General features: G+C 62.2%; 17 protein-coding genes. 7 read left to right on the top strand and 10 right to left on the bottom strand.

What is annotated here, in order from left to right; all coding sequences use genetic code 11:
* Positions 1-8 precede the first annotated feature (8 nt).
* The 4 genes from OP494_RS13685 to OP494_RS13670 all read right to left on the bottom strand — a co-directional run bounded on the left by OP494_RS13685 (position 9) and on the right by OP494_RS13670 (position 6,148).
* The gene (locus OP494_RS13685) at positions 9-986 is read right to left on the bottom strand and encodes a TAXI family TRAP transporter solute-binding subunit (protein WP_280541527.1); all 978 of its coding nucleotides are present in this window, start codon (positions 984-986) and stop codon (positions 9-11) included.
* A 311-nt stretch (positions 987-1,297) separates the two neighbouring features.
* Positions 1,298-2,683: a sigma-54 dependent transcriptional regulator gene (locus tag OP494_RS13680; RefSeq protein WP_280541525.1), complete on the bottom strand. Its 1,386-nt coding sequence runs from the start codon at positions 2,681-2,683 to the stop codon at positions 1,298-1,300.
* Positions 2,676-4,589 carry an ATP-binding protein gene (locus OP494_RS13675; protein WP_280541524.1) on the bottom strand — a complete coding sequence of 638 codons (1,914 nt, stop codon included), beginning with the start codon at positions 4,587-4,589 and terminating at the stop codon, positions 2,676-2,678. Before OP494_RS13675 ends, OP494_RS13680 begins: the two co-directional genes overlap by 8 nt.
* A 101-nt stretch (positions 4,590-4,690) precedes the next feature.
* The gene (locus tag OP494_RS13670; protein WP_280541522.1) at positions 4,691-6,148 is read right to left on the bottom strand and encodes an MATE family efflux transporter; all 1,458 of its coding nucleotides are present in this window, start codon (positions 6,146-6,148) and stop codon (positions 4,691-4,693) included.
* 160 nt (positions 6,149-6,308) lie between these two features.
* Here OP494_RS13670 and OP494_RS13665 point away from each other — a divergent pair, with 160 nt between their 5' ends.
* A complete protein-coding gene (locus tag OP494_RS13665; protein WP_280541521.1) occupies positions 6,309-6,851 on the top strand; it encodes an elongation factor P hydroxylase in 543 nt (180 codons plus the stop codon).
* Between the two features lie 54 nt (positions 6,852-6,905).
* On the opposite strand, the gene OP494_RS13660 is transcribed toward OP494_RS13665, so the two are convergent.
* On the bottom strand, positions 6,906-7,382 hold the full coding sequence (locus tag OP494_RS13660; RefSeq protein ID WP_280541519.1) for a hypothetical protein: 477 nt from the start codon (positions 7,380-7,382) through the stop codon (positions 6,906-6,908).
* 1 nt (position 7,383) lies between these two features.
* On the bottom strand, positions 7,384-8,190 hold the full coding sequence (locus OP494_RS13655) for a TatD family hydrolase (RefSeq protein ID WP_280541553.1): 807 nt from the start codon (positions 8,188-8,190) through the stop codon (positions 7,384-7,386).
* 162 nt (positions 8,191-8,352) lie between these two features.
* Between OP494_RS13655 and OP494_RS13650 the strand changes: the two genes are divergently transcribed.
* Positions 8,353-10,302 carry an ATP-binding cassette domain-containing protein gene (locus OP494_RS13650; RefSeq protein WP_280541517.1) on the top strand — a complete coding sequence of 650 codons (1,950 nt, stop codon included), beginning with the start codon at positions 8,353-8,355 and terminating at the stop codon, positions 10,300-10,302.
* Between the two features lie 61 nt (positions 10,303-10,363).
* Here OP494_RS13650 and OP494_RS13645 read toward each other — a convergent pair whose 3' ends face one another.
* Positions 10,364-10,819 carry a universal stress protein gene (locus OP494_RS13645; protein WP_280541516.1) on the bottom strand — a complete coding sequence of 152 codons (456 nt, stop codon included), beginning with the start codon at positions 10,817-10,819 and terminating at the stop codon, positions 10,364-10,366.
* A 96-nt stretch (positions 10,820-10,915) separates the two neighbouring features.
* On the opposite strand from OP494_RS13645, the gene OP494_RS13640 reads away from it, so the two are divergent.
* Positions 10,916-11,416, top strand: a complete 501-nt coding sequence (locus OP494_RS13640) for a preprotein translocase subunit YajC (RefSeq protein WP_280541514.1) — start codon at positions 10,916-10,918, stop codon at positions 11,414-11,416.
* A gap of 52 nt (positions 11,417-11,468) precedes the next feature.
* Here the strand turns inward: OP494_RS13640 and slyA are convergent, their stop codons facing one another.
* The gene (slyA, locus tag OP494_RS13635) at positions 11,469-11,915 is read right to left on the bottom strand and encodes a transcriptional regulator SlyA (protein WP_280541513.1); all 447 of its coding nucleotides are present in this window, start codon (positions 11,913-11,915) and stop codon (positions 11,469-11,471) included.
* Positions 11,916-11,994: 79 nt separating this feature from the next.
* Complete coding sequence (locus OP494_RS13630) at positions 11,995-13,125, bottom strand: DUF5924 family protein (RefSeq protein WP_280541511.1); 1,131 nt, start codon at positions 13,123-13,125, stop codon at positions 11,995-11,997.
* A 327-nt stretch (positions 13,126-13,452) separates the two neighbouring features.
* Here OP494_RS13630 and fadB point away from each other — a divergent pair, with 327 nt between their 5' ends.
* The 3 genes from fadB to OP494_RS13615 all read left to right on the top strand — a co-directional run bounded on the left by fadB (position 13,453) and on the right by OP494_RS13615 (position 17,651).
* Positions 13,453-15,636: a fatty acid oxidation complex subunit alpha FadB gene (fadB, locus tag OP494_RS13625; protein ID WP_280541509.1), complete on the top strand. Its 2,184-nt coding sequence runs from the start codon at positions 13,453-13,455 to the stop codon at positions 15,634-15,636.
* Between the two features lie 26 nt (positions 15,637-15,662).
* On the top strand, positions 15,663-16,841 hold the full coding sequence (fadA, locus tag OP494_RS13620; protein ID WP_280541507.1) for an acetyl-CoA C-acyltransferase FadA: 1,179 nt from the start codon (positions 15,663-15,665) through the stop codon (positions 16,839-16,841).
* Positions 16,842-17,048: 207 nt separating this feature from the next.
* Positions 17,049-17,651 (top strand): Yip1 family protein, encoded by a 603-nt coding sequence (locus tag OP494_RS13615; protein WP_280541505.1) that lies wholly within the window; start codon positions 17,049-17,051, stop codon positions 17,649-17,651.
* A 108-nt stretch (positions 17,652-17,759) separates the two neighbouring features.
* Here OP494_RS13615 and OP494_RS13610 read toward each other — a convergent pair whose 3' ends face one another.
* Positions 17,760-18,644 carry a LysR family transcriptional regulator gene (locus OP494_RS13610; protein WP_280541503.1) on the bottom strand — a complete coding sequence of 295 codons (885 nt, stop codon included), beginning with the start codon at positions 18,642-18,644 and terminating at the stop codon, positions 17,760-17,762.
* 121 nt (positions 18,645-18,765) lie between these two features.
* On the opposite strand from OP494_RS13610, the gene OP494_RS13605 reads away from it, so the two are divergent.
* A complete protein-coding gene (locus OP494_RS13605) occupies positions 18,766-19,647 on the top strand; it encodes a hypothetical protein (protein ID WP_280541502.1) in 882 nt (293 codons plus the stop codon).
* Positions 19,648-19,771: the final 124 nt, after the last annotated feature.

Raw genomic sequence — 19,771 nt, 5'->3', positions numbered from 1 at the left:
CGACCGACTTAGCGCTTCAGTTCTTCGGGGATCTCGTAGCCGTTTTCCTCGTACCAGCGCACCGCACCCGGATGGAAGGGCAGTACGGTGTTGTACTTGAGGTTCTCCGGAACGCTGAATTCGGCACTACGGTGGATATCGCGCATCTTGTCGTTGTTTTCCATGCTCAGCTTGGTGATCTCGTAGACGAAGTCCTCGGGGAGATCGCAGCCGGCGATGGTGAAGTTCCACATGGAGACCGCGCGCGCATCGTCTTCGAGAGTCTGGTAGGTATCGGCGGGAATCGAGAATGCCGAGACCGGGAATTCTTCCATCACCTTGGCCTGTTCCTCCTCGGTGAACTCGACGATATTGACGTCGGTTTGCACCTCGAGTTGGCTGACGGCGGGAATCGGAATACCGGCGGCGAAGGCGATGACGTCGATCAGACCGTCCTGCAATTGGCCGCCCAGATCATTCCAGCCGCCGTTACGACGGTCGAACTCGACGCCCAGCGTTTCAAGCATGGCCGGGAAGTAGGTATCCGAGGTGGAAGCCGCTGGGCCGAAACCGATGCTGGCGCCGTCGGGAATATCGGAGATCGACTCGATACCGCTGTCGGCGAGCGTGGTGATGGAGAACGGCGTCTCGTACATCGGGAACAGCGCGCAGACGTTGTCCATTTTCACACCCGGCGCCAGTGAGCTCTTGCCGGCCACGGCATCGGCCGCTGGGCCCATAGTCGTCAGGCCGAGCGCTACCTCACCCGTGTGTACCAAGGCCAGGTTCTGGTTGGGGCCACCGGTGACTTCGCCGCCCCCTGAAAGCCCTAGTTCGTCGGCGATCATGTTGGCCCAGCCGGAGCCATACACGAAGTAAGTACCGCCCTGGCTGGCGGTGCCCACGGTAAAGTTTTCCGGCCAATCCTCGCGGTCGGCTTGTGCCACGGTGGCGAGGCACATGGCCCCCGCGATAGTGGCGGTCAAGGCGTGTGTCTTGATAGACATGGCGAATTCTCCCGATATCGATTGTGGTTATGCGTATCCATTGCCGAGCGATGCTGGGCATCAAACTCGTTAAATACGTACTATCAAGGCAACCGCCATTCCATGTTTTGATTAATCTTTATTTTTCATTAAGTTACGCCACATCTATTCGACGAAGGTGGAAGAGGTGTCGACCTTTCATGGCTGGAAGTCCGCACAAAGTGGCCTACACCTTGTGCGGATTTCCGCACAGAGAGACTGATGCATAGAGGGAAGGAGGGCGATGGGGCTTATTCAAGCGCCGAGAATAGCGCCGCCTCAAGTAAGCGAGGTTACTCCGTCTCGACGATGTGGCGGTAATCCTCAGCCTTCAAGCCGTGTTTTTTCAGCTTGTCGTAAAGCGTCTTGCGAGGCACGCCCAGTCGATCGCATATATCGGTGACGCATCCCTGGTAGCGAACCAGTGCTTGATTGATCACGCTCTTTTCGAACACTTCGACCTGTTGGGCAAGCGGTAAATCGCCATTATCTTTATGCGCGCCTTGAAGTAGCGTCTCGAGGCTATAGTCACAGGTCGCCCCTAGCAACACGTAGCGCTCGGCGACATTGCGTAGCTCGCGGACATTGCCCGGCCAATCGTGGGCCAGCAAGGCAGAAACCCCCTGACTGTCGAGCGGCGGCGCTTCCAGCCCGCTGCGGCTGGCGGAGACGGCAACGAAGTGCTGAAAGAGCAAGGGAATATCCTCGCGGCGCTCGCGTAGCGAGGGAATCGGCAAAGTCACCACGTTGAGGCGATAATATAGATCTTCACGAAATTGTCCCGCCTCGGCGGCGAGCTTGAGATCCGTCTTGGTCGCGGCGATCACACGGATATCGAGCGCGACCAGGTCATTCGAGCCGAGCCGTTCCACGGCACGCTCTTGAAGCACGCGCAGCAGCTTGACCTGCAGCGACAGCGGCATCGACTCGATTTCGTCGAGAAACACGGTGCCGCCGTTGGCATGTTCGAATTTGCCCACGCGACGTTCCACGGCGCCGGTAAAGGCGCCTTTTTCATGCCCGAATAACTCGGATTCGATGGTGCTTTCCGGCACGGCCCCGCAATTGATGGCGACAAAGGGTTTGCCGCTGCGCGAACTGCGCTCGTGAATGGCACGTGCGACCAGATCCTTGCCCGTTCCCGTCTCACCGAAGAGCAACGCATCGGTTTCGACTTGGCTGATGCGCTGTACCATCGAGGCGAGTTGCTGAATGGCGGGCGCGCGCCCCACCAGGCGGGGTCCCGGAGTCGATTGCTGCGCCTCGAGCTCAGCCTTCAGGTGACGATTTTCCAGGCTCAGGCGACGCTTCTCGATGCCACGCCGAACGACCTCCACCAGGCGTTCTCCCGCGAAAGGCTTCTCCAAAAAGTCCCAGGCGCCATCGCGCATGGCTTCCACGGCGGTGGAAATATCGCCGTGCCCGGTGATCAATACCACCGGCAAGTCGGGGTCGCGATGGCGGACTTCGCGCAGCAAGGCCATGCCATCCATGCCGGGCATGCGGATGTCACTAACCAGCACGCCTGGGAAGTCCGTACTCAATGCCGCGAGCGCAGATTCCGCGCTTTCATGCACATCGGGCGCATAGCCCGCCAACTCCAATGTCTGGCTGGCGGTGATACGCAGATGGGCCTCGTCGTCGACGAGCATGACAGGAATGGCGGACGTTTCATGCATGAGAGCTTTCCTCGGGGCGCGCGGGATCATCGGGATCCGCGATGCGGGGAAGTGTGACACGGAAATGGGCGCCGCCGTCATTATGACCGCTGGCGTCGAGCTGGCCACCGAGATCTTCGATGATGCGTCGCGAGATCGAAAGCCCTAGCCCCAGCCCACTGCCCATGGTCTTCGTGGTATAGAAGGGCTCGAAAATGCGTGTCAAATGCGCTTCGGGAATGCCTGGACCATTATCGATGACATCCAGATGGACGCATGTAGCTTCGGCGACGATAGCGAGTGTCAGGCGGGGCTCGGGTATCTCGCTCATTGCCTGCAGGGCATTGCCGATGAGATTCACCAGCACCTGTTCGAGGCGTACCGGGTCGGCACGTACCCATGCCTCCTGCGTGGGCCAATGCTGCGCGATGGTGACCTGGCTTTCCTGAATGCGCGATTGAAACAGGCGCAGCGCGTACGCAAAGCAGGGCGTGACGGCCACTGCCGTGAGGTTGTCGCCGCTCTTGCGCGAGAACTGGCGGAGTTGGGCACTGATATCCGCCATACGCTCGGTGAGCTCGAGGACTTGGGCCAGATTGGCGTCGGCGCTCTCGACTCGTTGTCGAGCGATGAAGGCGCGCGCGTTCTCGGTATAGGCGCGAATGGCCGCCAGGGGTTGGTTGAGCTCATGATTGATGCCGGCGGCCAATTGCCCGAGGACGGCGAGCTTGGCGGCTTGAACCAACTCATCCCGCGTGGCACGTAGGCTATCCTCGGCACGTTGGCGCTCCTCGATCTCCGCCGACAGCCGACGGTTGGTGGCGACCAGGTCACGGGTTCTGCTTTCCACGTGGCGCTCGAGCTCGTCCCGTGCCTGGGCCAAGGTGCGTCGCTCGCGCTCGGCGAAGCGTTCCCGCTCGCGACGTAAGCGTAGGCGCTGCCAACCGATGCCGACGCCTAGTGCGATGAGCCCGTAAAGCCCACCGGCCAACACGGCGGCCAACCACTGAGCCTGATGGACGGGCGTCAGCGGCTTGAGGATATGAATATGCCAGTCGAAATCGGCCATGGGACGGGCCAGACTCAGATAGCGTTGGCCGGCGAGCGGGCCCGAGTCGAAACCTACGAGACGCGTACGGGTATCTCGGCGATGATGTTCACGCAGCCCCGAGGGCGGTAGTGCTGCGCCGCCGTAGCGTCGGGAAGCGGTCACGGCCTGGCGCTGAGCGGTCGTCAACGGTGCCATGGTCGTCAAGCGCAGCTCGGGATGGCTAGCCATGAAGATGACCCCATCATGGTCGGTGACCAGAAGTTCGGCATCCTGCTCGGCCCACCCCGCTTCCACCGTGTCGAGCAGAACCTTGAGCACCATGACGCCATCGGGGCGAGCCTCGGCAGCGGTCTCGTCGAGCCACACCGGTGCCGAGAAATAGTAACCGCGGTCTTGGGATTGCGTGCCCAGCCCATAGAAACTGCCATTTTCGCCGTTCATCGCTTGTTGATAATAGGGGCGAAAACGATAGTTCTGGCCGATGAACGTATCGGGCCGATGCCAATTACTGGCGGCGATGGTTTCACCGGTGTGGTCGAGCAGATAGATATCCGACACATTGGCGGTGGCCCGAAAACGATCCAGCATACGGTTCAGCGGCATCGGGTCCTGCGCGTCGGGATCGCTCAGGAAGCGCTTGACCATTTCGCGCGACGCCAGCAGTTCCGGTAAGTAATCGTGCCGCGACAAATGGCCGACGAGGCTCGCCGCCGACAGGCGCAATTCGTTCTCGGCATCTTGGCGTAGTGCCTGAAGCGCTTGCTCGCGTGCCAGGCGCGACGTTTGCCACATACAGAGGATCAAACCGGCGATGACGCCCAGCACCAAGAGTGTGCGCGGGCGTAGCGGGATTGGAAAGCGGCGCTGAAAGGGCATGAAAAAGGGCTGACTCGTGGCAAATGACGTGGCGTATCGCGGGGCCACATGGCCACGTTCACATGATGAGCGGCGGTTTGCCTAAAGTTAAGCGCCAGCGCTTAGTCTTTAGTCGCGGTCCCGAGCGAGGAGTCGTCGCTTACCGCCAGGCTACGCCGGGCGCGATGATGCAGACGCCAGCCGAGCAGCAAGGCGGCCACCGTCAGCCCGGCGCACAGCCCTAGCCAGTAGCCGTGGATGCCGAAGGGCGCGAAATGCCCTTCCCAGCCGCGACCCAGCCAATGGCCACCCGCCAGTCCGATCAGCCAATATGACAACACCGTGATCAACATGATGATGCGGGTGTCCTTGTAGCCGCGTAGCGCGCCGGCCAGGTTGACCTGGAGTGAGTCGGATATCTGATAGAGCATCGCCAGGGTGACCAGCGACATGGCCAGCGCATGTACCTCCGCGTTCGACGTATAGAGGGCGAGGATGGGCGAGGCCGTCGCCCACAAGATGGCGTCATTGAACAACGCGACCAGCAGACACACGACGATGCCGTTCCAGGCCACGAAGCGTGCCTCGTGCATATCACCGCGCCCCAGCGTGTTACCCACCCTCACGGTGAGTGCCATGCTCAGCGACAACGGCAGCATGAACAGGATCGACGTATAATTGAGTGCTATCTGATGGGCGGAGACAACGACTTCCCCCAGGCGCGCGACGAAAAGCGCGATCAGAGTGAACAACGTGACCTCGACGAAGATCGCCACGCCGATGGGCACGCCGACATGCAGCAGCTCGAATATGTCGCGACGCCGGGGCGGTACCGGCGAGTGCCATAAGGTGACGCTGCCATAGGCTCGGGCGCGATGCGTATAAACCATCATCGCCAGGCACATCACCCACATGGAAATTGCCGTGGCGATACCGCAGCCCACGGCGCCCAGGGCAGGCAACGCGGCGACCCATTCGGGGGTGAGATCGCCCAGCAGCGAGACGATGCCGGGGCCACCGTAGATCAGCGCGTAGTTGCAGGGAATGTTGATGCCCAGCCCCAAGAGGCTGATCCACAAGGCAGGACGGGTATGATTCATGCCGTCGGAGAAGGCGCGCAAGGCTTGATAGAGGCCGACCCCTGGCATGCCGAACGCCACGGCGGCTAGATAACCGGCGGACAGCTCGGCCACATGCTCAGGAACCCCCATGAACCGGAAAACCGGGCCGACGCCGAACCACAGCAGCAACGCCGACAGGGTGCCCAGGAGTAGGGCGATCCATAGCGCCTGATGCACGTAAGGGCGAATAGCCGTCTGGCGCTGGCCTCCCAACAACTGCGCCACGATGGGCGTGAGCCCCATCAGGGCGCCCGTCATGAAGAGCATCAGCGGTAGCCACAGGCTTGAACCGACCGAGACGGCAGCCAGATCGGTGGCACTGGCACGCCCTGCCATGATGATGTCGACCGCGCTCATGCCCGATTGCGCCAATTGCGCACCGCAGATGGGCAACGTCAGGCGCATCAAGAGGCGTGATTCACGAAGGCTGTGGGCGAACAGGGCTTGTGGCGCGTTCAAACCGATCCTCCCGGATAGGCAAAAGCGGCATTCTAGCAAGGGTGCGCCGGGGATGCCTTCTATCATGCGGCCCGGGAATGCCTTTAGCGTGCGACCCGAGAATGCCTTTCATCGTGTAGCAGAGTGCCTATAATGTGCCTCCGCTTTCGAAGGAGGTCGCGTGATTCACCGTATCGACGATGTCATCGCCGTGTTCGACGGTATCTTTGCCGTGCCATATAGAACATGCCTGATCAGCGGTGATGACGAGCCCTTGTACTGTCCCGCCGACAGCGAGCACGCCCTGCATCGGATCATCTTCGCGCATGGCTTCTTCGCCAGTGCACTGCATGAAGTCAGCCATTGGTGCATCGCCGGGGAGCGCCGCCGTCAGCTAGAGGACTATGGCTACTGGTACGCGCCGGACGGTCGCGACGCAGCGCGGCAACGCGAGTTCGAAAGCGTCGAGATCGCCCCGCAGGCGCTCGAATCGCTGTTCAGCGAGGCCTGCGATCGACGTTTTAACGTCAGTGTCGATAACTTGGGCGGCATCGAGGTCGACCGACACGCCTTCGCCGCGCGTGTCGATGCCCGCGCGGCCCGTTATCGCGAGACCGGTCTGCCTCTGCGAGCGGCAGCGTTTCGCGAGGCACTACATGCCTTCTACCGGCGTGGGTTATCGCGCGAGGCGGCGATCGACATAGGGCGGGAAGGATTGCAATAAGCATGACCGAGGGGCTGGCCGGCCCCTCGTGACACGACAGTCGTCTCGCCTGCGTTATTCTTCGCCGCTCAGACGCTGGTGAAGGTACAACATGACCTGCACTTCGTGTTCGGCGCGCATGGGCTCGAGCCCGAGATCGCCGAACAGTTCTCCGCGGGCGCGCGTCCACTCCCCGGGGCCGAGGTCGGGGTAGAGCGTTTCCGCCGGCGCCAGCTCGACGAAAGGCGTCACCGCGAAGTCCTCGAACAGGCGTGACAGTGCGGCTTCGTCATCGCCGATTCCGGCCGTATAGAGCGTAACGTTGAAGTGATCGGCCTCCAACTCGCGCAATACGTCCAGGGGGCTGAGGCCCAGGCTGCGTAGTTCGTCCAGGCTGTAATCGCCGAGTTTGAGGAGATCCTCGTCGAGCCAGTCGTCGTCGGGCTGAATGAGCGCGTGCTTGATCTGTCCATCGGGCAAGGCCCAGGAAATGGCGACGGGAAGCGCGTCCTCGTCGCCGGTTTCGATGGTAATGAAACCGGGAAAGTCCATGTCATTGCTCCTCGTCGAGTTGAAAGAACCGGCGTGCCGTGGCGGTCGTCGCGGCGGCCAGTGTCGTCTCGCTTTCACCGCGCCAATGGGCGATCTCGCGGACGATCCAGGGCAGCAGCGCCGGTTCGTGGCGGCGTCCCTTGAGCTTGGCCGGCAGGTTGCGTGGTAACAAGTACGGGCAGTCGGTTTCGACCATCAAGCGCTCGGTGGGGATGTCGCCGACGATCTCGCGCAGATGATGGCCGCGACGCTCATCACACAGCCAGCCAGTCAGGCCGATATGCACATCGAGATCCAGATAGCCATGCAGGGTCTCGCGATCGGCGGTGAAACAATGGACGACGGCATTACCGATAGCGTCGCGCCAGTGACGCAGAATTTCGCGCATCCGCGGACCGGCGTCGCGCTCATGGAGAAACAGCGGCAGGCCGCTTTCGGCAGCCAGGCCGAGCTGGGCTTCGAGGGCGCGTTCCTGCTCGGCAGGGGTGGAAAAGTTGCGATTGAAATCCAACCCGCATTCGCCCACGGCGACGACCTTGGGGTCGGCGTGCAGCGCACGCATGGCGGTTTCCAGCGTGGAATCCCAGTGGCTGGCCATATGCGGGTGCAGCCCTGCCGTGGCGTAGAGGCCGTCGTGGCGATGCGCCAGGGCGGCGGCTTGTTCACTGTGCGCCATGTCGGTGCCGGTGAGGATCAGGGTCGCTACTCGGGCCGCTTGGGCGCGCGCGAGTACGGCGTCGAGATCCTTGGCGAAGCTTTCGTGCGTCAGGTTCGCGCCGATGTCGACCAGGGGCGCGGGCGACGTCATGCGCAGCGCGTCAGGTAGCGGATTGGCGTCGTCGTGTGTCACGGAAGTTCTCTCCAGCCCAATGAGTCGCGAAAACCCACCATTCTACCCCCGGACCTAGGAGGCGACCATGCGTTACACTAGCGTCTTTACTACGAATGTCTGTCAACGAGGTGGTTACGCGTGACGCTGTTACGTCTGGAACAGTTGCAATTGGCTTACGGCACCCAGGTTCTGCTGGATAACGCCGAGCTGACGCTGGAAAAAGGGGAGCGCTTGGCGCTGGTGGGGCGCAACGGCACGGGCAAATCGACGCTGCTCAAGTTGATTTCCGGTGAGACGTTGCCCGATGGAGGACACATCTGGCGTGCACCGGGGTTGAAGGTGGGCGTGCTGGCGCAGGAACTGCCGGATGCCAGCGGTAACACCATTTTCGATGTGGTCGCCCAGGGCCTCCCCGAGGCGGGCGCCTTGCTGAGCGCTTATCACCATCTAGTGATGAGCGATGCGCCCGACATGGACGAGCTCGAGCGGCTTCAAACCCAGCTCGAATCGGTGGATGGCTGGTCGTTTCATCAACGCATCGACACCATCCTCTCGCGTCTGGGGCTGCCGGAAGATACCGAAATGGCAAGCCTCTCCGGGGGCTGGCGGCGGCGTGTGGCGCTAGCGCGTGCCCTGGTGGCCGATCCCGATGTACTGCTGCTCGACGAGCCCACCAACCATCTCGATCTGGATACCATTGGTTGGCTGGAAGAACAGTTGCTTGCCTTCAATGGCTCGGTGCTGTTCATCACCCACGACAGGGCCTTCCTATCGCGGCTGGCGACCAACATCCTCGAGCTCGACCGTGGCTTGCTGGGGCGTTATCCCGGTAACTACGCGGCCTATCAGGAGCAAAAGCAGCACGAGCTCGAAGTCGAAGCGCGCGAGCGCGCCGAGTTCGACAAGAAACTCGCCAAAGAAGAGGCCTGGATCCGTCAGGGCATCAAGGCGCGCCGCACACGCAACGAGGGCCGAGTGCGCGCGCTCGAGAAGATGCGTGGTGAGCGCGCCGAGCGTCGTGAGCGCGTGGGCCGTGCACAGCTCAGCGTCGACAGCGGTGAGCGTACCGGCAAGCGCGTCGTCGAGCTCACTAATGTCAGCCAGCGTTTCGGCGACGACTGGGTGGTGCGCGATCTGTCCCTGGAAATTCAGCGTGGCGATCGTATCGGCTTCATCGGCCGTAACGGTGCCGGCAAGACCACGCTGCTGAAGATCCTGCTGGGAGAGCTCGAGCCCAGCGAAGGGAAAGTTCGGATGGGCACCAACCTCAGCGTGGCCTACTTCGATCAGCTGCGCGCCGGGCTCGAACTCGAGAAGACGGTCTACGACAACGTGGCCCAGGGCAGCGATCGCGTGGAAGTGGGTGGCAAGGACAGGCATGTCATGAGCTACCTGCAAGACTTCCTGTTCTCGCCCGACCGCGTGCGTCAGCCGGTCAAGGCCCTCTCGGGCGGGGAGTCCAATCGCTTATTGCTGGCCAAGCTGTTCACCCAGCCGGCCAACGTCCTGGTGCTCGACGAGCCGACCAACGATCTGGACGTCGAGACCCTCGAACTGCTCGAGGAGTTGCTGCTGGACTTCGACGGCACCCTGCTGCTGGTCTCGCACGACCGTGCCTTCATGGACAACGTGGTCACCAGCGTGCTGGCCTTCGAGGGCGAGGGGCGCGTTCAGGAATACGTCGGCGGGTATAGCGACTGGGTGCGTCAGGGTGGCAAGTTGCCCCCGGCGCCGGGCGAGTTCGGCACTGCCGCGAACGTGCTGCCGGCTCGCGAGGCCGAGCCTACGACGCCTGAGCCCGCCAGCGCTGATACCGGCAAGAGCAAGGCCTCAACGGCGCCGGCTACGTCCAAGCGGGCCAAGCTTTCCTACAAGTTGCAGCGCGAGCTGGATCAGTTGCCGGCCACCATCGAGACACTGGAAGCCGACATCGCCGACTTCGAAGCGGAAGTGGGTGCACCTGAGTTCTACCAGCAAGACGCCGAGACAGTTACCCAGCGTCTGGACGCGCTGGAGGCGAAGCAAGCCGAGCTGGATGCGGCGATGTCGCGCTGGATGGAACTGGAAGCCATGGCCGAGGGCGAGTAAGTGGCCGAGGAAAAGTAGATGGCGTCGCGCCGGGCACTTTGATCGTGCCCGGCGCATACGGTCACTCGTCGACTTCCCCGTCTTGCCCCACGCGTACCGCGAGCACGTCGCATTGCGCGCCGTGCAGCACGCCGGTGGAGGTCGAGCCGAGCAGCAAGGCGAAACCGTGGCGCCCGTGCGAACCCACTACGATCAAGTCGACACCATGCTCGGCGGCGAAACGATGGATTTCGGTATCCGGCATGCCGACCACGACGTACTGGTTGTCCGCCGAGATCCCGTGAGGATCGGCGATTTCCGCGAGCCGCTGCTTGGCATGATCGTCGAGTTGGTCCTGGATGCTGGTCAGATCCATGGGGATATCACCGCCATAGGCGAATCCCAGTGGCTCGAGCGTATGCATGATCGATAGCTTGGCATGGTTGCGTTCGGCGATGGGAATCGCACGCTCGAGTACCTTACGGGAATCCTTGGTCAGGTCGACGGCGACTAAAACGTGTGTGTACTCGTTACTCATGGGGCATCTCCCACCTTGTCGATGAACGCTTCCACTTTAGGCGTGCCGAATCGACGAGACAATGCTTTAGATCAATCAGCGCCTACGGAGGCAGGCTTGGAGATCTTTCTATTCTTGGGGCTGGCGGTATTTCTCATTCTCTCGCCAGCTTTGTGGCTCAGGCCAGGACTGCATGAAAAGCGCCGCAGTGCGTTGCGGGTGGCGGCGCGCGAATCGGGCGCGGCGATCCGTGCCGACAAGCCGCCGCTGCAAGCGGCGGATGGCTTGGTGGGGTATCGCTGGCGTTATCCGCAAGCCGCGCCGGGGAGTGACTTCACGCTGGTGCGCGACGACCACGCCAGTGATCGGTTGCAGGAAGCCATGGCGGGATGGCGTTGGCGTCAGGCACCGTTGCCGCCTTTGAGCGAAGAGAATGATCGCCGCCTGAAAGAGGTACTGCTTGCTTTGCCCGACGACGCGCTGGTCGTGGAATCGGCGCCGCAAGGCTTGACGCTATGGTGGGAGGAATCTCGCGAGGCTCAGGCGTTCGAGCCATCACTGCGCGCATTGGTCGATCTCGCCGACCAACTGGCGGGCAGTGGCCGCCATCGCAAATAGCATGAGCGCCGCGTGATGACTCACGCGGCGCTAGGCGACACCAAGCGAGCGCTCACTCCTCGCAATACGAGCGTGATAGCAGCTGCTGCCCGTTCTGCTCGATGCGCGTCAGTATAGCGTCCAGTTGGTCGATGTCTTCATCGCTCAACCCTGCGATCATTTCGACACGCGCTTGCTCGACGACGGTCTCGATTTTCTTGAGCAGTGGCGTCGCCTTGTCGGTGAGGTAGACGCGCTTGGTACGGCGGTCTTCATCACTCGGGCGGCGCTCGATGAGCCCCTGCTCGGTTAGTTGATCGAGTGTCCTGACCAAGGAGGGAGCTTCCACGCCGATGGAGCGAGCCAGGTCGCATTGCGGCTGGCCATCACCCATTTTCGACAGGTGGTAAAGCGTCACCCAACGCGTTTGCGTCAGCTCCAGAGGAGCCAGGCGTTCGTCGAGCATGGCGCGCCACAGGCGTGGTACGCGCGACAGTTTGAGTCCGATATCCTGATGCATGGGCCTTGTATTGGTTAGGAACCTAACGGGATTGTCCCGAGTGGGACGTGCTATTGCAAGTCACACTATCGTCGACCTTTCATTCATCGTCCTGGGTCGCACCAGCGACCAGGTGACGGATGTTCCAGCCAGGCAACCCCGGAGGTGAGTGGATGTCGCTATCGGCATGCGTGGCCTTCGAGGCATCCTCATCGACACGAAAACGCAGTGTACCGATCCGCTGGTCGGTGGCCGTCATTACATCGATCTGCCAGCTGCCTTGCGATGCCGAGGGAAAGTTCTGCTTGTGCGTCCAGGCGCGATAGCCCTGCTCGCGTCCCCCGCGGATGACCAACGGTATGCGATCGACCACTTCGCCATTGTGCCGCCACACGTGATAGATCTTCTCGCGTAGGCCACGTGGCGCGCGAATTGCGGTGTAAGCGTACAAGCCTTGCCCCGAGAGTGTCGATGGGGTCAGCACGCTTTCGCCGCGCGGCTCGCGGGCCCCGACATCGAAGCTCGGCGAGAGGGCGTTGCCAGAGAGCCACAGCGTAGCCGGCGGAATCCATACCCGTCCTATCCAGGCCGCCGAGGCCAGCACCACGATCAGCCCGATCATCGCCAGCCAGCGCCAGAGACCTTGAGGCTGCATCAGGTTGATCAGGCTGGGCACGCTGAAAATCGCCATGGCGACGATCGCCAGTATCAGGCTCTGCCCGGTGGTCAGATGCAGCATGATCGGCAATGTCACCAGCACCACCACGAACACACACAATGCGTGGAACATGAAGTACAGCCAACGATGGCGTTGCGCGAGGCCGAAATACAAGGGGTCGAGAATCGCCAGTAGGCCACAGCCGATCAGCAGCAACGTGAAGATGGCTTGGCCGCTTGCCCATACCGTGGTGGCCAGAAAGAAGGGCAGCGTGAAGAACAACGTCTCCTGGTGAATGAGCTGCGCGATGAAGGTCGTCACCATGCGAGGCAGGCCGGGTTGGCCGCGAAAGTTGAGCAACCGGGTCAAGAGACTTTCGGCCAGCAGCAGGCACCAGGCGAACAGCAGCCCCAGGGCCAGCACTGCGCCCAGCCACTGCTGGCGATTGACCAAGAAAAATCCCAGCAAGCCGATGACGAAGGCGGTGGGCGGCCACAACCAGGCATAGCGTTTGAGCTTTTCGACAAGCGGCGTGATGCGAGCGAGCAGTGTCGCGCTAGCGGGTAAGGGCATGAGGCGTATGGATGTTCCGATGCAGCGTTTATAAAAAGGGCGCGCGTAAAAAAAGCGACGCGATGGTTGGCGGATCGCAAAGATGCCTATCCTATCAGGAGTCCATCGCGACCGGGAGTTGTCCCGTCGGATGTATCTCGATAAGACGTGTTTCAACGCGACCATTCGCTAATGGCGGAAGACTTGACGCCACCGCTTGGCTGGCGCAAGCTGATCTACATTCAAACGACTGTATGAAAGTGTGCGAGGAGCAGCGCCACGCCTGAGCTCGGCGCATGTCTCCTTCGTGAATCGTGAGGTCCAGGCTAACAGCAGGGAGAGCCCTGAATGATTTATCAAGGTAACGCCATCACGGTGGTGCAGCGCGATGACGGCATCGCCATGCTGACCTTCGATGCGCAAGACGAGTCCGTCAACACGCTCTCGAGCAAGATGATCGAAGAGTTCGAAGCGGCTCTGGCGGCGCTCGGCGAGGCAGCGAATGTCAAAGGTCTGGTCATCACCAGCGCCAAGGACGCCTTCATCGTCGGGGCCGACATTACCGAGTTCCACGGCATGTTCCGCCGCGACGAAGACTTCCTGGTCGACATGAACACGCGCGTGCACGGCATCTTCAACACCCTGGAGGATCTGCCGTTTCCCAGCGTGGCGGCGATCAACGGCCTGGCACTCGGCGGTGGCTGCGAAATCACCCTAGCGTGCGATTTCCGAGTGATGAGCGACAGCGCCAAGTTAGGGCTGCCCGAGACCAAGCTGGGGATCCTGCCGGGCTGGGGCGGTTGCGTGCGTCTGCCACGCTTGATCGGCGCCGACAACGCCATCGAGTGGATTTCTGGCGGGACGGAAAACCGTGCCGATGCCGCCTTGAAAGTCGGCGCGGTGGATGCCGTCGTCTCCGGTGACGCTCTGGAAGCCGCCGCGCTGGATATTCTGGGCCGTGCCAACGCCGGTGAACTCGACCACCAGGCACGCCGCAGCGTCAAACAGTCCCCGCTGATGCTCAACGCCATCGAGCAGATGATGGTGTTCGAGACCGCCAAGGGCTATGTGGCAGGCAAGGCCGGGCCGCATTACCCGGCCCCCATCGAGGCGATCAAGGTCATCCAGAAGGGCGCCGGCGAAGGCCGTGAACGCGCCCAGGCCATCGAAGCCAAGGCGTTCGCCAAACTCGCCAAGACCGATGTCTGCTATCACCTGGTCGGCTTGTTCCTGAGCGATCAACTGGTCAAGAAAAAGGGCAAGCAGTACGCCAACCAGGCGGCTGCCGTGAACAAGACGGCGGTGCTGGGTGCGGGGATCATGGGCGGCGGTATCGCCTATCAGAGCGCGTACAAGGGCACGCCGATCCTGATGAAGGACATCAAGGAGGAAGCGCTGCAACTGGGCCTGCAAGAAGCCCGCAAACTGCTTGGCAAGCAACTCGAACGTGGCCGCCTGAGTAGCGATCAAGTCGCCGAGGCGCTATCTAACATTCGCCCCACGCTCTCCTATGGTGACTTCGGCGATGTCGATCTAGTGGTCGAGGCCGTGGTCGAGAACCCCAAGGTCAAGGAAGCCGTGCTGGCCGAGGTCGAAGGGCTACTCGACGACAACGCCACGCTGACCTCGAATACCTCGACGATCTCCATCGACCGCCTGGCGGCCAATCTCAAGCGTCCCGAAAACTTCTGCGGCATGCACTTCTTCAACCCCGTGCATCGCATGCCGTTGGTCGAGGTCATCCGTGGCGAGAAAACCAGCGATGCCGCCGTGGCCGCGACCGTGGCGTATGCCCGGCAGATGGGCAAGACACCGGTCGTGGTCAACGATTGCCCGGGCTTTCTGGTCAACCGCGTACTGTTCCCCTATTTCGGTGGCTTCAGCCTCCTGGTCGAGCAGGGCGCCGACTTCGAACGCGTCGACAAGGTCATGGAAAAGTTCGGCTGGCCCATGGGCCCCGCTTACCTGCTGGACGTTGTGGGCATGGACACCGCCGTGCACGCGCAGGCGGTGATGGCGGAAGGCTTCCCCGACCGCATGGCGCAGGAAGCCAAGAACGGTGGCAAGACAGCGATTCAACGCATGTACGACGAGGATCGCCTGGGCCAGAAGAACGGCAAAGGCTTCTATCGCTACGAAGAAGACAAGAAGGGCAAGCCCAAGAAGGTCTCCGACGAGCAGGCGCATGCGCTGGTCGAAGAAGCCGTCGACACGCGTGGCGAGTTCAGCGACGACGATATCGTCGCGCGCATGATGGTCCCGCTGTGCATGGAAGCCGTACGCTGCCTGGAAGACGGCATCGTGGCGACGCCCGCCGAGGCGGACATGGCATTGATCTACGGCATCGGTTTTCCGCCGTTCCGGGGTGGGGCATTGCGTTACATCGATGCGCTGGGCGTCGAGACGTTCGTCGCTCAGGCCGAAACGCTGGCCGAGGAACTCGGACCGCTTTATCGCCCCACCGAACGGCTGCGTGACATGGCCGCCAAGGGCGAGCGTTTCTATCCCGACACGTCCGAATCCGATCAATGAGCCACCACGCAACGAGGAGCGCGAAAATGAGTTTGAATCCTAGAGATATCGTGGTGGTCGATGCCGTTCGGACCGCCATGGCCAAGGCCAAGCACGGTGCCTTCCGCAACGTGCGCGCCGAAAACCTCTCCGCCTCGGTGATGCAGGCACTGTTCGATCGCAACGCCAACCTGGTGCCCGCCGAGGTCGACGACGTGATCTGGGGGTGCGTCAACCAGACCCTCGAGCAGTCCATGAACATCGCGCGCAATGCCGCGATCATGACCGGTATCCCGCGCAGCGTGCCGGCGCAGACGGTCAATCGCTTGTGTGGCTCGTCGATGAGCGCGCTGCATATCGCCACGGCCAACATCAAGGCCGGCATGGGCGACTTCTACATCATCGGCGGTGTCGAGCACATGGAACACGTGCCGATGGACCATGGCGTCGACGTCAATCCCGCGGCCAGCAAGTACGCCGCCAAGGCCGCCATGATGATGGGCCTGACCGCCGAGCTGCTGGGCAAAATGCACGGCGTGGGCCGTGAAGAACAGGACGCGTTCGGTGTGCGCTCGCATCAACGCGCGGTGGCCGCCAACGAAAACGGCTACTTCGATAACGAGATCGTCGGTGTCGAAGGGCACGACGCCAATGGCTTCCGGCGTTTGATCGACCGCGACGAGGTGATCCGCCACGACGCCAATCTGGAAGACATGGGCAAGCTCAAGCCGGTTTTCGATCCCAAGGGCGGCACGGTCACGGCGGGCACATCCTCGGCGCTCTCGGTCGGCGCCTCGGCGCTGGCGGTGATGAGCTACGAGCGCGCGCAAGCGCTGGGACTCGAGCCGCTGGCGCGGGTAGTCTCCACCGGTGTCGCCGGCTGCGATGCCTCGATCATGGGCTACGGCCCGGTACCGGCAACGCAGAAGGCCCTCAAAAGTGCGGGCCTGGCCATCGACGACATCCAGACCGTCGAACTCAACGAAGCCTTCGCCGCGCAGTCGATTCCCGTACTCAAGGATCTCGGCCTGCGCGAGCGCATGGACGAGGTCGTCAACCTCAATGGCGGCGCCATCGCCCTGGGCCATCCGCTGGGCTGCTCCGGGGCACGCATCTGCACCACGCTGCTCAACGTCATGCGTCAGCAAGACACCACCCTAGGCCTGGCGACCATGTGCATCGGTATGGGCCAAGGCGTGGCGACCGTCTTCGAACGCTTGAAGTAACGCACTACTCGCATCTCGCCTGAAATACAGCGATAGCAAAGCGACACCCGCCTTGGGTGTCGCTTTATTACGTGCATGCCGTTTCAAGCGGTAAATCTGATATTGCTGAGCAAAATACTGACTACACTGATAAAAACGTCGGGGCACATCGATCATGAAGCGCGCCGCGACGTGATGCGCATATCGGCGATGGAGGAGGTGTTTTCTATGCTCACGCATGTCTGGGGACTCTTGGTGCACCCGAACCGTGAATGGAAGCAGATCCACGACGAAAAGGAGACGATTACCCACCTCTACAGTCACCACGTTCTGGAAATGGCATTGATCCCGGTGGTGTGTGCATTCATTGGCACCACCCAAGTCGGCTGGGATTTCGGGGGTGGGCATACCATCCAACTCAACTATCTTGACGCCTTCTTCGCGGGTGTCGCCTTCTATGTGGCGATCTTGATAGCGGTGGGCTTCATGGGTTCGGTAATCCACTGGATGGCGCAGCGTTATTCCAACCCTCCGAGTCGTCGACGCTGCATCATCTTTGCGGGGTATGTCGCCACGCCGATGTTCGTCGGCGGCGGCGTCGCTCTCTACCCATTGGTGTGGCTGTGCATGCTGGCAACCATCGTCGGGCTCTGTTACAGCGCCTATCTGCTGTATCTGGGGATTCCCAACTTCCTCGACATCGGCGCGGAAGAGGGGTTCATCGTCACCGGCTCGACGCTGGGTATCGGCGTGCTGGTGCTCGAAGCGTTGCTAGCTGTGACCGTACTGTTGTGGGGCTACGGCGCCAAGTTGTTGGGCATCGACTTGTAGCGAATCGCCGGGAAGGGGTATCGAGTCGTAAGTCTCTATTAGTGAAGCACTCTGGACTGCACGTTCGAAGCAAACGCCAACGGCGCCTCCCGGGGCGCCGTTTCGCGTTCAGCCTTGGGCCGCCACGTATTCCAGCGATTCCAGCGAGTCGGTCGCAGTGACGATGGCTTCCAGTTCGTCGCAGAAGGCGACGAAGGCGTCGCTGGAGTGGCCGGGCGTGCGGTGCATTTCGATCTCGACGTGCCCAAGGGGTGGCAGGCCTTCTTCCTCGCCGACGATGCGGCAGCCCTCGGGGACGCTGCGCGGGGTCTTGACCGTGGCGGCCAGCCCGGCTTGAACCGGCAGATTGATGCCGGTGGGGGAGCGACTGGAGTAGCGCACGTCCCAGCGCCGGTCGGTGGGCCCCAGCGCGGCGAACGCATGGGCGCGGAAGATGCAGCCCTCGGGGTTCAGCGCCAGGGGCAGAATCTCCCAGTCGTCGATGGCGCGGTCCTCGGCCACCACCCACACCATGGGCTCGCGGCCCAGCAGGCGGCCGGTCTGCGTGGGGCCATGGCGCACCACCAGCGCGACGTCCAGCAGCCCCTCCTGGAAATCATGCACCAGCGAGCCGCTGATGCTGCAGCTCACTTCGAGGCGCACCTCGGGAAAGCGGGCGGCGAACCGCGGCAGCAGCTCGGGCAAGTAGGTGCTTGCCTGTTCCTCCGAGGTACCCAGGCGGATCAGTTCGCCCTGGCGGTCCACCCCCATCACCCGGCGTGCCTCGTCCTGAAGCTTGAGCATGTGTCGCGCGTAGGGCAGCAAGCGCCCGCCTGGCGGCGTCAGTACCACGCTGCGGCTGGTGCGCTCGAACAGTGACTCGCCCATCTGATCCTCGAGCCGCTTGATCTGCAGGCTGACCGCTGACTGCGTGCGATGCAGCACCTTGCCGGCGGCGCTGAAGCCCTCGCACTCGGCGACGGTGACGAAGGCGCGGAGCAGGTCGGTGTCCATGATCTATGAGCCTTTGCAATCTTTTTGATCTTAACCATTCATTTCTATTATTGAACCTGCCTCTCTACCCTGTCCATACGTTACTGGAAACGTCTTTGCAAAAAGTCAGGAGCAGATCCGCATGCCAGCCAACGCTACGCAGGCAGACGACAACGCACTCCACGGTCTGATCGATCTCGAGCGCTATCCCATCGACCAGCTGGATGGCGAACGCGGCCGGGCCCTCCTCGAAGAGTGCCGTGCCCAACTCGGCCAGGACGGTTGTGTGGTACTCAAGGGCTTCGTGCCCGACGAGGCCCTGACACGGCTGGAACGCGAAACCGAGCGGCTCTCGCCGGAAGCGCATTACAACCAGACCGAGACCAACCCCTACAATAGCGACGGCGACCCCAGCCTGCCGGCCTCGCATCCCAAGAACCGCTTCGGCGACCGTACCAACGGCTTCGTCGCCGGGGACCGCATCGGCGCCGACACCATCATTCGTCAGGTCTACTCCGATCCCGGTTTCCAGCGCTTCATCGCCAGCGTGGTGGGCATGGAAGAGATCCACCAGTACGCCGATCCGCTGGCCGACCTGGTCGTCAACGTGCTGCGCGAGGGCTGTCAGCATCCGTGGCATTACGACACCAACGAATTCATCGTCACCATGATGACGCGCCAGTCCCACGGCGGCGGCCGGTTCGAGTACGCACCGGGCATCCGCAGCCCCGAGGGCGAGAACTTCGACGGGGTGGAAAAGGTCATCGACGGCGACCGCTCGCAGATCAAGTCGCTGGATCTCCAGCCGGGCGACTTGCAGGTCTTCTTCGGCCGCTACTCGCTGCACCGCGTGACCCCGGTGGAAGGCGACCGCGAGCGCCACACGGTGATCTTCGCCTACGCCAAGGAGCCGGGCTTCATCGGCCGCCCCGAGCGCGCCAAGCGCATCTTCGGGCGCATGGCGCCGGTGCACGAGCGTCTGCTGGAAGAGGGCATGCAGCGCAGCGACAGCCTCGCCGACTGACAATACCGGATCACCGGCCGCCGACCCCGGCCCACGCTCGCCGTCGCGGAGACAGTTCCCGCGACGGCGAGCGTGCCTCATCACGAAGCGCGCCCCATAACGAACAGATACAGAGAGCTTGATC

The sequence above is a fragment of the Chromohalobacter sp. 11-W genome (genome assembly GCF_029889905.1).
Taxonomy (GTDB): Bacteria; Pseudomonadota; Gammaproteobacteria; order Pseudomonadales; family Halomonadaceae; genus Chromohalobacter.
Note: the sequence above shows the minus strand (reverse complement) of the source record. Positions and strands in the feature narration are given on the sequence as shown.

Excerpts from the sequence above, each read along its gene's own strand:
- OP494_RS13685 (WP_280541527.1), bottom strand. The coding sequence starts at position 986 with ATGTCTATCAAGACACACGCCTTGACCGCCACTATCGCGGGGGCCATG.
- OP494_RS13680 (WP_280541525.1), bottom strand. The coding sequence starts at position 2,683 with ATGCATGAAACGTCCGCCATTCCTGTCATGCTCGTCGACGACGAGGCC.
- OP494_RS13675 (WP_280541524.1), bottom strand. The coding sequence starts at position 4,589 with ATGCCCTTTCAGCGCCGCTTTCCAATCCCGCTACGCCCGCGCACACTC.
- OP494_RS13660 (WP_280541519.1), bottom strand. The coding sequence starts at position 7,382 with ATGGACTTTCCCGGTTTCATTACCATCGAAACCGGCGACGAGGACGCG.
- OP494_RS13655 (WP_280541553.1), bottom strand. The coding sequence starts at position 8,190 with ATGACGTCGCCCGCGCCCCTGGTCGACATCGGCGCGAACCTGACGCAC.
- OP494_RS13645 (WP_280541516.1), bottom strand. The coding sequence starts at position 10,819 with ATGAGTAACGAGTACACACACGTTTTAGTCGCCGTCGACCTGACCAAG.
- slyA (WP_280541513.1), bottom strand. The coding sequence starts at position 11,915 with ATGCATCAGGATATCGGACTCAAACTGTCGCGCGTACCACGCCTGTGG.
- OP494_RS13630 (WP_280541511.1), bottom strand. The coding sequence starts at position 13,125 with ATGCCCTTACCCGCTAGCGCGACACTGCTCGCTCGCATCACGCCGCTT.
- fadB (WP_280541509.1), top strand. The coding sequence starts at position 13,453 with ATGATTTATCAAGGTAACGCCATCACGGTGGTGCAGCGCGATGACGGC.
- fadA (WP_280541507.1), top strand. The coding sequence starts at position 15,663 with ATGAGTTTGAATCCTAGAGATATCGTGGTGGTCGATGCCGTTCGGACC.
- OP494_RS13615 (WP_280541505.1), top strand. The coding sequence starts at position 17,049 with ATGCTCACGCATGTCTGGGGACTCTTGGTGCACCCGAACCGTGAATGG.
- OP494_RS13610 (WP_280541503.1), bottom strand. The coding sequence starts at position 18,644 with ATGGACACCGACCTGCTCCGCGCCTTCGTCACCGTCGCCGAGTGCGAG.
- OP494_RS13605 (WP_280541502.1), top strand. The coding sequence starts at position 18,766 with ATGCCAGCCAACGCTACGCAGGCAGACGACAACGCACTCCACGGTCTG.